Here is a 14,260-nt window from a genome sequence, read left to right on the forward strand (position 1 = left end):
GCGCGCAGGGTGTGGCCCTGCTTCATCACCGAGATCCGCTTCGTCGAAGCCTTCGTCTCGTCGTTGGAGATGACGGCGATGTCCGTCCGGTCGGACTGGAAGCGGGTCGCCTTGTCCGGGTCCAGCACGAGATAGCTGACCTCGAGGAGACCGCCGTCGCCGACGACGGCGATCCGGGAGAACCGCACTCCCAGAGTGGTTTCCATCGCGGTGCTCGTTGGCGTGACCGGGTCGGCAGCGGCCCGGCGGCCGCGGAGGTCCTGGCCGAGGACGACCATCGTCACGGCTACGAGCAGGAGGGCGACGAGCTGGGTGAGCCGCCGACGGTCTCGCAGGAAGGCAGCGGCGGAGGCGTATCGGGTGCTGATCATGGTGTGCCCCTATGTGAACGAGGGTCCGGCGACGCTTCGCGGTCGCCGCCGGACCATCCAGGTGGAAACGGGGGGAGCTGGGTGCAGAGGTGGGGTTGTCGGACGAACAGGTCGAGACGTCCGTCACGGGGCAACGGTGAGGTTGTCGAGGGCCAACGTCCCGCGGACTGCCGGGGTCTGACCGGCCTGCACGCCGATCGCGATCGCAGCGGCCTGGAGGGTCCCGGTGTTGCCCGTCGTGGTCGACGCGACAGCCCCGTGCTGCAGGGCGAGCGTGAGCGACCCCGGCGTGGCACCGGCTGCCCGGCCCGACCTCCAGACGAGCGACAGGGTCACCGGACCGTTGGGGATGGTCACCCACGCTCCCTGCCGGTTGCCACCTCCAGGGAGGAACATGAGGGTTCGCACCTGACGGGTGGCCGTGGCCCCCGCGCCCACCGTCCGGAGCTGGACGGCGAACACGTTGCCCCCGGTCGCGGTCCTCACGGCGAGGATCGTGGGCGTGGCGCCCCCCGTAGCCAGGGTGGTCGCGTCGACGTCGATGTCCACGTGGGCGGTGGTCAGGCTCGTCCCGAACGACCGGGTGATGTATGCCGGTTGGCGTGCTCCGCCCGTCGTCGGATAAGTCACCAGCACACCGGACTTCGTGGCCGCTGCGGCGGGGAGGTTGGCGCTCGGGCTGACTCCGATGGTGCCCACCGGGCCGGCCGTGACGGCCCAGGCCGGGTTGAGGGTCCCGTCGAAGGTGTCGGCGAGGACCGGTGGCGGGACCACGGTGACCGGGGTCGTCGCGATGCCGCTCCAGTTGCCGGCCTTGTCCGCGATCCGGACGTTGAGCGTCTGGGTGCCGGCGGCGATGCCGCTCGTCGGGATGTCGATGGACGCCACCCCATCGGTTCCGAGGCTGACGGTGATGGGCGTGGCCCGCCCGACACCGGGGTCGGCGGTCCCGAACCAGAACTCCGCTGCCCCGATCGTGCCGCTGGCGTCGGTGTAGGGCACTCGGGCCGTGATGAGCGCGGCACCGTTGGTCGGGTTGGGCGTGACCGTCAGCGCACCGAGGGTCGGCGCCGTCTTGTCCACGAGGAACGATGCGGTGAAGGTCGGCCCCCAGTTGCCGGCCGCATCCTGGCCGTGGACGAAGACCGGGTGGGTCCCCTCCGGGAGCGTCCGGATGGCGCTCAACGGAATGAGGCCGTAGACCGACTCCGTGGTGCTGTCGAGCGCCCCGTCGACCGGGATCATCTGGACGCCGCCGCCGTTCACGCCGACGGTGTCCAGGAAGGCCTCGGCGTCGACGATCTTGCTGCCCCAGTTCCCCGTGCCGGCATCTGTGATGACACCGGAGACCACGGCATACCCGGGGTTGGCGGGGGCGGAGACCAGGCCGTTGGACGGGTTCGGGCCGATGGCGGCACCCGTGACACTGGGCCCGGTCTGGTCCACGGTGAAGGGGATCTCGACGAACGGACCCCACAGGCCGAGGGTGTTCATGCTGCGGACCCAGGCGAAGTGGTAGCCCTCGGTGGCCGACGAGACGGAGCCCGTCTCGGAGACGACCGGGGCGACCCGGTTGTTGGTCATGGCGGCCCCGGTTCCCGGCGCGTCGGTGGGCATCACGTCGGCGTCGGTGACGTAGAGCTCCGCCCTGGTGATGTTGCCGTGGCCCGAGCTCGAGTCGTCACCGGTCGCCGTGATGACGATCGGGGCGGCGAGGTTGGAGATCGCCGGTGTGGCGACGCCGGCCGTGGTGGAGGGGCCGGTCTTCGGGAGGTTGAAGACGACTGAACCGACCACGCCCCAGTTGCCGCCCACGGCACCGTTGCTCGCGTTGTCCTTGGCCCGCACGTAGATGACGTGTCGGCCGGCGTCGAGGGTGGCCATCGTCGCGACAGACAGGGTGCCCGTCGCCGAGTCACCCGGGCCGGACATGACCATCGGTGTCCCGTTGCCGGGGCCGGTGGTCTGGGCGTCGTCGACGACGTACTCCGCCGCGGCCACACCGCTGTTGCCGGTCTTCAGGTCGGAGAGCTGTGCCGTGATCGTCACATCGGTCTGGCCGGTCGATGGGTTGGGCGATGCAGCGACCGCCGAGGTCACCGGACCGACCGTATCGGTCGGGGGCAGAGGAGCATTGGTGTCGAGGACGGTCATCATCCCGCCGAAGGCGGTCTGCAGCGGGTCGGCGGTGTGCTGCGAGTTGTTGTCGAGGTGGGTGCCGCTCTCGTAGAGGGTGACCTTGGACTCGGGGCCCGTGGTCATCGTCAGGAGGGTGTCCTCGGTGGTCCCCGGGTCGACGGCGGCGGTGACCTCCCGCTCGGGGTAGGCCAGCACGTGTCCGTCGCGGGCGATCGCGAGGGCCGAGGCGCCGAGTGCGGTCATCGGATGCTGCACCGCGCCGCCGTTGACCCAGCGGACGAGGACCGTGTGCCCCTGGTCGGTGGGCACGGCCGGGATCTCCGGGAAGGAGTTGCCGTTGACCAGCCGGTAGGTCGGCTTGAAGAGGCGCATGTCGAACGTGTCGGGGTGCGCGTTCAGGGCCGGGTCGACCTCCGTGAGGACCATGACGGCCTCGTCGTCGTAGGCCGAGGCCGGGGTGCCGTAGGCGGTCCCGTCGGCCGGGAGGACGACCAGGGCGCCGACGAGGCCCATGGCTGCCTGGCGCGAGCCGTTGGCGGTGTGGCCGGCCTCGTAGAGGAAGGTGCCGGCACGCGAGGCGGTGAAGGAGTAGGTCCGCGCCGCACCGGCACCCACCCCGACGGTGCTGTCGAGGCCGGCGGAGAAGCTCGCGACCGGGACTCCGGGGAACGCCAAGGAGAGGTTCTCACCGGCGATCCCGTTGTGGAGGGTGATGCTCACCGAGTCACCCTGTCGGACGACGAGGCCGGGTCCGGGTGCCGTGGGCACCACCGAGAGGTCCGGCGCTGTCGTCGGGGCGGAGCTGGAGAAGCCCCAGATCGGCACCGAGGTGCCGACGATGGTCTGGGTGCCGGCCGTCGCATACAGGTCGCAGGCGTCGCTCGACCCCGTGACGGTGCACCCTCGCGGTGTGAGGCGACCTACCGGTGCGGCGGCTGCGGCGCGCGCGACGCTCGCCGCCCCCGCCTGCGTCGCTGGGGCAGCGACGGCAGGGGGGGAGGCGGGGGCAGCGAGCCCTGACGCCGGGCCGATCGGGAGAGCCAGTGTCGTGACGACGACGGCTCCGGTGACCGCCGCGAGTCGGCGCAGGTTTCTGGAGGGGACGGGCATCGACATGACGGGCCTCATTTCCCTGCGGGGCAGCCGGCCGGGGGATCGATGCGATAGAGCGTCATCATCCCTCCGAACGTGGCTCCGAAGTTGGTGGCTTGCTGGAGGGCGTGGCTGTGGGCGATGTGGTAGTACTCGCCGCAGACGTTGTTGTCCGTGATCGTCGTGGGCGCCGGGTTCTTGGTGCCGAGGTAGGGACTCTCGCTGAACCAGGTGTCCGTGCCGACCAGGAGCTGGTCGGTGATCGCGGGGATCTGCGTCGGTATCGGGTTGGTGATGTCCGTCCAGTGCTCGGCATCACGCCAGTCCATGAGCACGTCGAGCGTCTGCCCCGGGGCGACGTTGAGGTCGAACTTGTTGTAGGACAGGTCCTGACCCGCCGGCCCCTCGAGGGGCTGGCCGTCCTTGTTGATGACGCGCTCGTCGCTGCCGTGCGGGTGGAACGGGTAGTTCACGGTGCCGGCGTTGAGGTAGCGGATCGTCGCGGGGAGCGGGTTGGTCGCCCCGTCCCAGGGCTTGATGTGGACGAATGCGCCGTAGGGCTGGTTGGGCAGGTACGAGGCGTTGTTGGGCGAGAGCGTGTCCGGCATGCTGCGCCCGTTGATCATGAAGTACCGCGCGTTGTAGGTCGACCAGTCGACCGGCTGCTTGCGCTCGACCGCGAGGTGCACGTCGGGGTCGACCTCCGAGAGGAGGAAGAGGTACTCGTTGGCCGTGGAGAAGGCTGAGTCAGGGCGCCCGTTGACCCGGTCGGGGTGGCCCGAGGGTCGCACGACCAGGGCGCCGAACATCCCCATCTGGACCTGCTTGTCGACGTCCGTCCCGCTCTTGTAGAGGTAGGTCCCCGGCGTCCCCGCGGTGAAGGTGTAGGTCACCGATCCGGTCGTTGCCGCGGCCGACTGGACCATCGAGGTCAGTGTCGGCGTGGGGTCGGTCGTGTACTCGGGCTGGGCGGGATTGCCGTCCGCGAGGACGCCCGTCTGGCCGGGGAACACGATGGACGAGGCCTCGGGAAGGTGGTTGTGGAGGATCACCGTGACCTTGGCGCCCTGGGCGACGCACAGGGTCGGGCCCGGGAGCTGGAACGCGCCCTTCAGCTCGTTCGCGTAGCTCCACATGTAGATCGAGTTGCCGTCCGGGGTCGACACGTAGCCGTCGCCCGCTGACAGGGTGAAGGTGTTGGTGGCGCTGGTGTCGCAGAGCAGGCCCTCGGAGGTCGCCGCCGAGGCGCTGCCCGGCACGGTCGCGACCGTCCCGGCCACGACGGCCAGCACGGCCACGCCGAGGCCCAGGCGCGAGCGGAGGGGCCGCGTCACGCGCGCCAGGGTGGGGCGCATTCCGCGCCCTGTTGCTGAGATGGTGGTCATCGTCATCCCTCTCACGCGTTCGCAGCGGTCTGGGGCGGGAGGGTGCCAGCGGGGCTGACGACGATCTTCGTCATCATCCCGCCGTAGCCCCCACCACCGCCGTTGCTCAGGTAGTTGTAGTCGCGGTCGTAGAGGAGGTAGGTCCCCTCGGCCGGGGCGGTGAAGATCACGTCCCGGCTCTCGCCACCGCCCAGGGTCACGGTGTTGGTCGTGAGGTAGTTGAACGTCCCGTCGCGGCCTCGGAGCAGGCTCGCGTCCTTGGCGACGACGGTGAGGTCGATGTTGTCGGCGGTGATCGAGTGGTCCTTGTAGCCGAGGTTGGACAGCCGCAGCAGCACCTTCTCGCCGGCGTTGCACGTCACGAGGGAGGAGATCGGCTGGAACTGCAGGCCGCCCGCGGCGGTGGAGAGCGGGTCGCCGTTGGCCTCGAGCGTGTCCGGGTAGCCGCGACCGTTGAGGAGGCTGAACGATGGGTCGTAGTCGGTCCAGTCGCTGACCTGGATGTGCGCGTCGCGATAGTGCGCGGCCGACCAGAGCTCGGTCAGCATGAAGGCGAACTCGCGGTCGTACCTCGTCGACCCGTCACCGTCGTTGTAGGCGTACTTCGTGCCCGCCGTGTCGCCGTTCACCGGTGCTCGGTTCTGCTTGGGCCGGACGTAGACCATGCCGGTCATACCCATCTGGACGTGCTCGACGTCCTCGAAGTGGCAGTGGTACATGTACGTGCCCGCGTCGTGGATCCGGTAGAAGTAGTCGAGGTCGCGCCCGACGGGCACGGCGAGGGACAGCTCGGGCACCCCGTCGAAGAGGGGGATGGCGTTGACGAAGCCGTGCCAGTGCAGGGTGTGACCGTCGAAGAGGTCCGGCCGCTGGACGAGCCCGAGGTTGGTCAGGGTGATCGTGATGTCGTCCTCTTCGTCGAACGACATCATCGGTGCGCTGATCTGGGCCTTGCCGCGCAGCGCCGCGATGCCCGCGGGGTCCTGGTCGAACGCCGTGGCGTCCCGGAACCCGAAGACGTAGGTGTTGAACCCGGGGGGAGCCAGTGGGTCCGGGAAGAAGGGGAGGTCGGCCGGGGCGTTGCCGGGCATGGAGACCCAGCCGTCGGTCCCCACCAGGTGGACCTTCTTCTGCGGGTGGGCGCTCGAGGCGGCGGCGACCGTCGGGGCCGCGGCCGCGAGGGCGGGGACCATCCTGGTGCCGAGGATCGCGGCGCCGGTGGCGCCGGCCCCGGCCAGCAGGGCGCGGCGCGAGAGCCGCAGATCGGTAAGTCGTTCCATCGTCGTTGCCTTTCCGCTACGCGTGGACGGGGGGGTCGCGGTGCTCGAGGTGGCGCCGTGGGGGCGAGGAGTCGCCCCCACGGTGGTGCCGTGCCTCACGGCACGACCTGGTCGGAGCCGGCGTCGTACTTCAGACCGGCAGCTCCCGGGGCGCGGCGGACGGGGCGTGCCTGGCCGTCGATGTCCGGCGTGGCGGCGCGCACCACGGAGCTGAACGTCGCCGAGGTGCGCGGCACCCCCCACCACATCGCCCGGGGAGCAGGTGCGGCGAGGTTGGTGAAGTCCGCAGCGCCCGTGCTGTACGCGGAGCTGGACGGCCCCGAGAGGTGGTAGTCCCCGAGCAGGTTGAACGGCAGCACCGTCGTGACGATGGCCGCCTGCCGGAAGGCCGGGTTCGCCCGCAGCGCGAGGACGCTCACGGTGACGTCGAACGGACTCTTGAACAGCGGGTCCGCGGTGGTGTTCGACGTGTTCGCAGCCACCCCCGTGGTCGTCTGAACGACACTGTTGGCGGGGCTGAGGACGGCGGGTGCCGTGGCGCCGGACGCCTGGTCGACGACCTCCATGTCCCAGGTGTTCGTACTGTTCGCCGCACCGTTGGGCAGGAGGCCGCCGATGCCGTAGACGTAGCCACCGGAGTAGTTCCCGGCCCGGTTGTCCCAGAACACGTCGTTGAGCAGCGTCGGCCGGCCGAAGCCGAGCCAGGCTGGAGTGCCCTGGACGAGCAACGAGTTGTCCGTGGTCCCGGTCGTGGCTCCGGCGAAGGCCGCGTTGAGCTGAGCCTGGAGCGGAGCACTGATCGCCGCCGTGGTGAGTCCTGCCGCTGCCGGGGCGCCGCTGCTCGTCACGGCCGTCGCTGTCGTGATGTTCTTCGCGATCGTGTCGTTGACGATGGTGACGAAGACCGCGTCGTCGAGGGCGATACCACCGCCCTCGTGGGCGGACACGTTGTTGGCGATGGTGTTGTTGGTGATCGAGATGGTGCCGGGGGTCGCCCTCGTGACGTTCTTCCCCGAGACCTGGAGGAGGCGGATGCCGCCGCCGTCGTCGTTGGCGAGGTTGGCCTGGATGACGTTGGCGTCGAGGACCACCGGGCCGCTGCCGGGGCCGAGGTCGGTCGGCGTTGCCGGGAGCTCACCGGCAAGCATGACGCCGCCGCCCTCGTCGTAGGACTGGTTGAACCAGATCCGGTTGTTGGCCATGACGCCGCCGGAGGCATCGCTGAAGGTCGCCGTCGTGCCCGTGACCTTCTGGGTGGCCCCCATGAATCCGAAGGCCGAGATGCCGCCGCCATACTCCGACGAGTGGTTGCCGCAGATCGCGTTGTGATCGACGCTGTAGCCGTTCGACCCGGTGAACAGGCCGATCCCGCCGGCGAGGTTGGTCCCGCCGTTGTCACGGATCTGGTTGCGGGAGATGGAGATTCCGTAGTTGGCGTTGTCGCCGACATAGGGGGTGCCCACCCGGATACCACCGGCATACGACCCGCCGTTGCCGACGATGACGTTGTCGGTCAGCTTGAGTCCCTTGACGCCGTTGTGCACGTAGATGCCGCCGCCCTGGGTGATGAGCGCGCCGGCCGCGCCGTACGGCGTCTGGACCCCACCGGTGAGGACGTTGACGTTGCCGGCGAAGTCGGCCTGGGCGCCCCCGGTGATCTGGAACCCGTCGAGGCTGGCGCTCCAGCCCGTCGTGCCCTGGGGACCGGACGTCGGGTTGAGGAAGGTCACCACGGCGGCGTCCGGCACGGCCGGGGCGCCGGTGTAGCGCAGCGCGGTCAGCGTGGTCAGCCAGTCGATCCCACTGGGGTTGTCGGGGTTGAAGCCCGAGCCGTCGATGATCGAGCCCGGCACCCACGACGTGCCCTGGAAGCCGCCGGGACCGACGCCCTGGATGTGCAGGGCGCTGTTCACCAGGACGTTCTCGAGGTACTCACCACGAGGGGTGAGGGCCGTGGGGGTGGCCGGGTAGACGACCACGAGCTTGTCGGCCAGGGACGAGGTCTGCGCGGCGTTCACGGCCGCCTGGATCGACGCGTACGCCTTGCCGGGTCCGACCTCGAAGATCGCCGGGTTGGTCGGCGAGGAACCGGTGCCGGCGGCGCCACTCACCACCTGGAGAGTCAGCGAGTTGTAAGCCCCCTGTCCGGCGGCGGTCGTGATGGTGATCGGTTGAGCGCCCGCAGCGACACCTCCCGGCACGAGGAAGGTGATCTTGTTGCCGCTGGCGTCCCAGGTAACTCCCGAGATCGTCTGGCTGCCGAGCTTGAGGGTTCCTCGTGCCGATCCGAAACCGGTGCCGTTGATCGTGACCGTGCGTCCGGGACCGTTGGCGTTCAGCTTGACCACGGGCTTGTCGACCGAGAGCAGCTGCGGGGTGGTGGCGGGCAGGTTGCAGACCGTGTTGTTGGCCACCGTCGTGTCGGGTGTCAGGACCGTGGCCGCGACCTGGGTCGGTGCCTCGTCGGTGACGGTGTAGAGCCCGGGCCAGCCCTGGAAGGTGGCCGCGATGGTGCGGTACCTCGGGTTGTAGTCGACGTTCGGTGAGCCGATGCCGCCCGGGTCGTTGCCGACGAAGCGGTACATGTTCGGGCAGGGACCGGCCGGGACCGGGCAGTTGTAGGTGTCCGTCGACGGCTCGAGCGCCTCGTAGATGCCGTTGAAGTCGGTGTGCACGGTGTCGACGAGACGACCGGACCAGTCGTAGAGACCGACGGGGACGTACGGCATACCGAGCGCTTCGCCGTAGTTGGCGCTGCGCTTGTCCAGGGTGATGCCGAGGTCGTTGAGGGTGAGGCCCCAGAAGTGCGTGGGGATCGGCACGTCGGTGAAGAGGTTGAAGTTCGGCGACGTCGTCTGCCCGGTGCGGATGGTCACCAGCTTGTCCTGGCATGAGGGCTTGTCCTGCCCCTCGAAGGGGCTCCCGCCACCGGCCACGAAGGCGGCGTCGGTGACGTGGACCGTGCGCATGGCGCCGACGCAGGGGGGGATGATGCCGGCCTGCTGCGAGGGTGGCTGGACCGGCGTCGGGACCGGTACGGCCCCGCCACCCGGGTTCGAGCCCTGGGCGGCGCTGGGAGGAAAGTTCTCCTGGGGCAGATAGCTGTTGCCGTCGAAGATGTTGACGTCGGCCTCCGACGTCACCTTGTACATCGAGGGGGTCGACCCCGTGCCCACCGGGTTCTGCGGGAGCTCGACCGAGACGATGTAGTCGGCAGCCGGCAGGTTCTGGTCGGGGTAGCCCGCCGCAGAGAGATCTGCTCCGAGGGCGAGGTCGTGGCCGGGGGCCGGGTTGTTGGGGTCTCCCGGGGCGAAGATGTTGACCGTCGACGAGGTGAACGCGTAGTTGCCGTTGACGGTCTGGCTCGCCTGGTTGGGGACGGTGGTGTCGCTCGCGCCGAGTGCGATGCCCGCCATCGGTGCCTCGAGACACAGCTTGTTGGCGGCAGCGCCCTGCTCGGGGAGGGCCTGCTGATCCGTCAATGGCGCGCCGTTGTACTGCCGTGCCGTGCAGCCACGCGGGGCGTTCCAGGACTCCGTGGTGTAGGTGTTGAGCTTCATCCCCCTGACCAGGGCCCCCTTGTCCGGGTTGGGAATCGGGGTGCCGGGGTGGGCCGGGTCGTCGATCGTGTCCGGCTGCACCTCGTAGCCGGCCTTGGTGCACGCGTAGGTGGGGTTCGTCGTCCCGCACTTCACCGGCTGATAGATGTCGACCGGGATGTTGGGGATGCCGGGCTGGTAAGCCTCGGTGACCGACGCCACCGCATCGAGCTCGTTGCGGGTCGTGTCGTAGGTGACGGTGCCGGCGATCCCGCCGTTGGTGCTCGCCGCGAACGGCTGCACCCCCCAGTCGACGGTCCCACCCAAGCCGATGATGGCGAGGAAGTTGATGTCGACCAGACTCCCGAGCTTCGTCGTCGGTGTGGGATCGTTGTCGCCCTTGTAGGTGATCCCCGTGGTCTGGAACCGCGTGTTGAAGGCCTCGAGGACGATGAACTTGCCCAGGGGATAGACCTCGTGGATGTCGTAGTGCCCGCTGTCGTCCGTCTTCACGCTGCTGATGCCTTGGTCCATCGTCGAGTTGTCGCGCTCCCGGACAGTGAGGGTGAAGTTCGGGATGCCCTGCTCACCGGGGTCCTGGACGCCATTGCCGTTGCTGTCGTTGAAGATCGTGCCCTGCAGATGGGTGAACCACCCCACGAGCGTGACCAGGCCGACGTCGAGCTTGGTCCCGCCCGTCACCTCCACGGTGTAGCTGTAGAGGATGAAGTCCTGGTCGTCGTCCCACACCGTGAGCTGGTAGGAGCCGTTCGGGACGTTCGTGATGTCGAAAGTGCCGTCCACTGCGCCCCGACCGACGTAGACCTGCGCGTCACCCCGGTTGAGGTCCGAGAGCGCGAGCCACGGCGACCTGATGACCGGTCCGAGCTTGGAGCCGGCGAGGCCCTCGGGCCCGACCTGGCCGTTCTGGCCGCCGATGTAGGGCAGCTGCTGGTTGACGCGCCCGACGATCTCGCCGGTGACCGAGGCGGTGGTGGGGAGGGCCTGCGTCTTGACGAACCCGAACTGCACCATGGGCACCGGCTCGGCGCCCTTGGTCACCTCGTTGTCGAATCCGGTGGCGCCCTCCTGGCTCCAGATGTCGTGGTCGTGCCCACCCTCGAGGCTGGTCGTCTGGACCCACTGGTAGCCCTGTCCAGCAACGGGAACCGGAGGTGTGACGGTGGCCGCGAAGCGGTTCGGCCCCATGTTAGGGATCGTGACGATGCCGCTGGCGTCGCTGACACAGCGCCCGATGGAGTGCGGGTCGATGACCGGCTTGTTGCTGGCGTCGAACACCATCTTGCCTGCGTCGTGCAGGTAGGTCGTGCACAGCGCGTTGCCGTAGTAGTCCACTCCGACGGTGCCGAAGACGTCCGAGAGGTGCGCCGTGAAGCCGGCGAGGCCCTGCTCGGCGTCGACCTCGTAGGTCGCATCGACGGGGGCGCTGTCCGCGAAGACCTGGATCTTCAGCGTGGTGAGCGGGAGGGGGGTGGGCTGCATCTCGACCGCGACCGTCTGGGGCGCCCCGCCGTCGACCGTGAAGTGCGCGCCGTCGATCTTGAAGTCGGTCGCCGTGACCGAGATGAGGTACTTCCCGCCGGGCAGGTGCAGGGATTTTGCCGCGCTGAGGTCGTCCTGGGTGCCCTGGGCGATGATTCCGGCGTGGCTCGAGGTGGTCCGGATGCTGGGCCACGCGCACGTCGCTGCGAGGTCGGTGTTCGCTGGGGCCACGGGCACCCCCGCTGATGCCGCGGTCGACGGGAGGCACTGGTCGGTCAGGGGCGCCGAGACGGTGCCCGGGTTGCCGGTGTCCTCGGCGTTGATCATCCACTTGTAGCTCGGGACGGGGTCGCCCTTCTTGACGAGTCCGGGGACGCCGTCGTTCACCGAGCGCGCGCTCTTCACCGTCAGGGTGATGTCGCCCGGGACGGCCGCGGCCCGGGCTGCCTTGGCAACAGTCGCCGGGCGGGCGACCGCCGGCGCGGTCCGCGTCGTCCCTGCCGGCACCGGGGCGGCCGCGGAGAGGCTGCCCGCCCCGAGGACGAGGAGGGCGCCGCTGAGGGCGGTGATGATCATGCGCGTCGAACGACGGACCTGAGACATGGCGTCGAGCCTCACTCTTCACGAGTTCGCAGACGGTGTGGCTGCGCCGGAAGCCTCGCCCCGGGTGCCCGACGGCGGAAGCAGATCCGGGGATCCCTCATCCCGCGGTCATCACGATGTCACCGAGCTGTCATGTGGCAGTGGGTATTTGCGACATTCAGGAGTAATCGCAATCCCCCCACGCCACGCGCCGGGTTCCGCGAGAATCGCTCCAGGCAGGAGAGATGAGGTGGTCCAGGTGTCGTCGATCCTCGTCGTGGACGACGAACCGCGGATCCACGCCCTGTTGTCGCGGGGGCTCGAGCAGCGGGGGCATCGGGTGCTCGGAGCGCTCGACGGTGCCTCGGCCCTGACGATGCTGCGTGCGTCGTCCGTCGATCTCGTCCTGCTCGACCTCGTGCTGAGCGCCGAGAACGGACTGGACGTCCTGGCCGACATCCGCCGGGAGCACCCCGCTCTGCCCGTCATCGTCGTCTCCGGCGTGACCGACGTCAGGGTGCGGGTCAAGACCCTCGAGGCCGGGGCGATCGACGTGGTCGCCAAACCGTTCGACCTCGTCGAGCTCGAGGCCCGCATCCGTCGCCACGTCGGGGCCGACCACCCGCTGGCCGACGGCCGGTTCGTCGAGGCGGGCGGGCTGCGTCTCGATCTCTCGCGGCGCGTCGTGACCGGCCCCGGGGGCACCCGCCCCCTTGCCGAGCGCGAGGTGGCACTACTGGCGTACCTGATGCGTCGGGTCGGCGACGTCTCGGGTCGCGAGGAGCTGCTGAAGGCGGTCTGGGGACTCGACTTCGACCCTGGGACGAACGTCGTCGACGTCAGCATCCGCCGCCTGCGGCTGAAGGTGCCCGGCCTTCCCATCGAGACCGTGCGCGGTGTGGGGTACTGCTACGTCGCCGGGTGACCGCATCGCACGGCTGGCGGCAGGCTGAGCGCCCCCGGGACAGAATCTGGGAAAACCCCGACAACGGAGGCGATCGGCTGCCATGCTGGCGGTCGCCCGGGTGACGCACCCGGGCGACCTCGGGACAAGGCGGAACGCCATGGCGGCAGTCACCATGCTCGACCCCGCGAGCCGGTCCTTCCGGTGGCTGCGGGTCGGGGTCAGCCGCCCCCAGGCCAGCACCTTCTTCGTCCCGTGGCTCGTGGGAGCTACCTTCTGCATCGCCGTGATGTGGGCGCTTCCCGGGGACGAGACCATCCCCTACCACGTCGCCTGGACGGGCTTCGCCCTCGCGTTCGGCTCCCGGGTGTGGTCGAACCGGCTCACCTTCGCGGCCCTGGTCACCTTCACGGGGGTCACCGGCGGGATCCTCGTGATCAGGGTCGGGCAGGGCGTGCTGGCCTGGCAGGAGACCGCCGAGATCCCCCTCATGTCCGGGATCATGCTGCTCCTGGTGTGGAACGTGCGACGCCGCCAGGATGCCCTGTCCCGGGTCACCGAGCTCGCCGAGCGCGAGGCGCAGCACGCACACGACGAGGAGCTGCTGACCCGACTCACCTCGCACGAGCTGCGCAGCCCACTGACCATCGCCACCGGCTACGTCGACCTGATGCGCGAGAACGAGACCGACGCCCACAAGCTCGAGGACCTGGAGATCATCCGCCACGAGCTGTCCCGGCTGTCCCGGACGGCTGACCGGCTGATCTGGGTCATGCGGCTGCAGGTGGAACCGTCGAGGGAGATGGTCGACCTCGACGCGGTTCTCAAAGAGGCAGCCAGCCGGTGGTCGAGGGTGACGCCGCGGAACTGGGTCCTCGACTGCGAGGGCGGCACGTTCCTCGCCGCCCCGGAACGCCTGCGCGTCTGTCTCGACACGTTGTTGGAGAACGCAGTTCGCTACACCGCGACCTCCGACACGGTCCGCGTCTTCTCGTCCCGGCGCGGTGGAGTCGTGCGGTTCGGGGTCGCCGACTCCGGCATGGGGATGCCCGCCTCCCAGGTCGTCCTGCTCAACCGGCTCGGCGACCGCGAGGGCACGACCGACCCGCTCACCCCGGACAGCCTCACGCAGAGCGGTCTCGGACTGAGCATCGTCCGGAGCATCGCCATCGCGAGGGGCGGTCGGCTGGTCGCGGAGCGAGCACCCGAAGGCGGCGCCCTGGTCGCCGTCGAGGTGCCCGCCGAGGTGCCCGTCGCCCCCAGGGCGCAGCCCGTTCGCTGAGGACCGGGGGCGTCGAGGCACCCGCTCAGAAACGCACCCGCGCGAGCCCGAGATCCGTCAAGAGCCGGCGTACGCGGGTGCGCCCCCGTGCACAGCACACCCAGCCTCTAATCCGGTGGGCCCTCAGGGCAAGAGACGAAACGACCAACTTTTCGAGCCCGGGCGTCGTGGCGGTGGACAGCC

Annotated in this window: 7 protein-coding genes; 2 read left to right on the forward strand and 5 right to left on the reverse strand. The window is 69.5% G+C overall.

Annotation, left to right across the window (positions count from 1 at the left end):
* The 5 genes from Q0R63_RS11505 to Q0R63_RS11525 all read right to left on the reverse strand — a co-directional run.
* Positions 1-371, reverse strand: a 371-nt coding sequence (locus Q0R63_RS11505; protein WP_295697345.1) for a hypothetical protein, incomplete at its 3' end; no start/stop codon positions are given.
* Positions 372-494: 123 nt separating this feature from the next.
* Positions 495-3,626, reverse strand: coding sequence for a multicopper oxidase domain-containing protein (locus tag Q0R63_RS11510; RefSeq protein WP_295697347.1), 3,132 nt, complete (start codon positions 3,624-3,626; stop codon positions 495-497).
* 8 nt (positions 3,627-3,634) lie between these two features.
* On the reverse strand, positions 3,635-4,936 hold the full coding sequence (locus Q0R63_RS11515) for a multicopper oxidase domain-containing protein (protein WP_295697350.1): 1,302 nt from the start codon (positions 4,934-4,936) through the stop codon (positions 3,635-3,637).
* A gap of 62 nt (positions 4,937-4,998) precedes the next feature.
* On the reverse strand, positions 4,999-6,267 hold the full coding sequence (locus tag Q0R63_RS11520; protein ID WP_295697352.1) for a multicopper oxidase domain-containing protein: 1,269 nt from the start codon (positions 6,265-6,267) through the stop codon (positions 4,999-5,001).
* 95 nt (positions 6,268-6,362) lie between these two features.
* Positions 6,363-11,912 carry an SdrD B-like domain-containing protein gene (locus Q0R63_RS11525; RefSeq protein WP_295697354.1) on the reverse strand — a complete coding sequence of 1,850 codons (5,550 nt, stop codon included), beginning with the start codon at positions 11,910-11,912 and terminating at the stop codon, positions 6,363-6,365.
* Positions 11,913-12,150: 238 nt separating this feature from the next.
* On the opposite strand from Q0R63_RS11525, the gene Q0R63_RS11530 reads away from it, so the two are divergent.
* Together Q0R63_RS11530 and Q0R63_RS11535 are read left to right on the forward strand one after the other, a co-directional pair.
* Complete coding sequence (locus Q0R63_RS11530) at positions 12,151-12,816, forward strand: response regulator transcription factor (RefSeq protein ID WP_295697356.1); 666 nt, start codon at positions 12,151-12,153, stop codon at positions 12,814-12,816.
* 139 nt (positions 12,817-12,955) lie between these two features.
* On the forward strand, positions 12,956-14,077 hold the full coding sequence (locus Q0R63_RS11535; protein WP_295697358.1) for a HAMP domain-containing sensor histidine kinase: 1,122 nt from the start codon (positions 12,956-12,958) through the stop codon (positions 14,075-14,077).
* Positions 14,078-14,260: the final 183 nt, after the last annotated feature.

The organism is Lapillicoccus sp., assembly GCF_025353065.1.
Classification (GTDB): domain Bacteria; phylum Actinomycetota; class Actinomycetes; order Actinomycetales; family Dermatophilaceae; genus Lapillicoccus.

Coding starts and splice junctions, on each gene's coding strand:
- Q0R63_RS11535 (WP_295697358.1), top strand. CDS start 12,956: ATGGCGGCAGTCACCATGCTCGACCCCGCGAGCCGGTCCTTCCGGTGG.
- Q0R63_RS11510 (WP_295697347.1), bottom strand. CDS start 3,626: ATGTCGATGCCCGTCCCCTCCAGAAACCTGCGCCGACTCGCGGCGGTC.
- Q0R63_RS11525 (WP_295697354.1), bottom strand. CDS start 11,912: ATGTCTCAGGTCCGTCGTTCGACGCGCATGATCATCACCGCCCTCAGC.
- Q0R63_RS11520 (WP_295697352.1), bottom strand. CDS start 6,267: ATGGAACGACTTACCGATCTGCGGCTCTCGCGCCGCGCCCTGCTGGCC.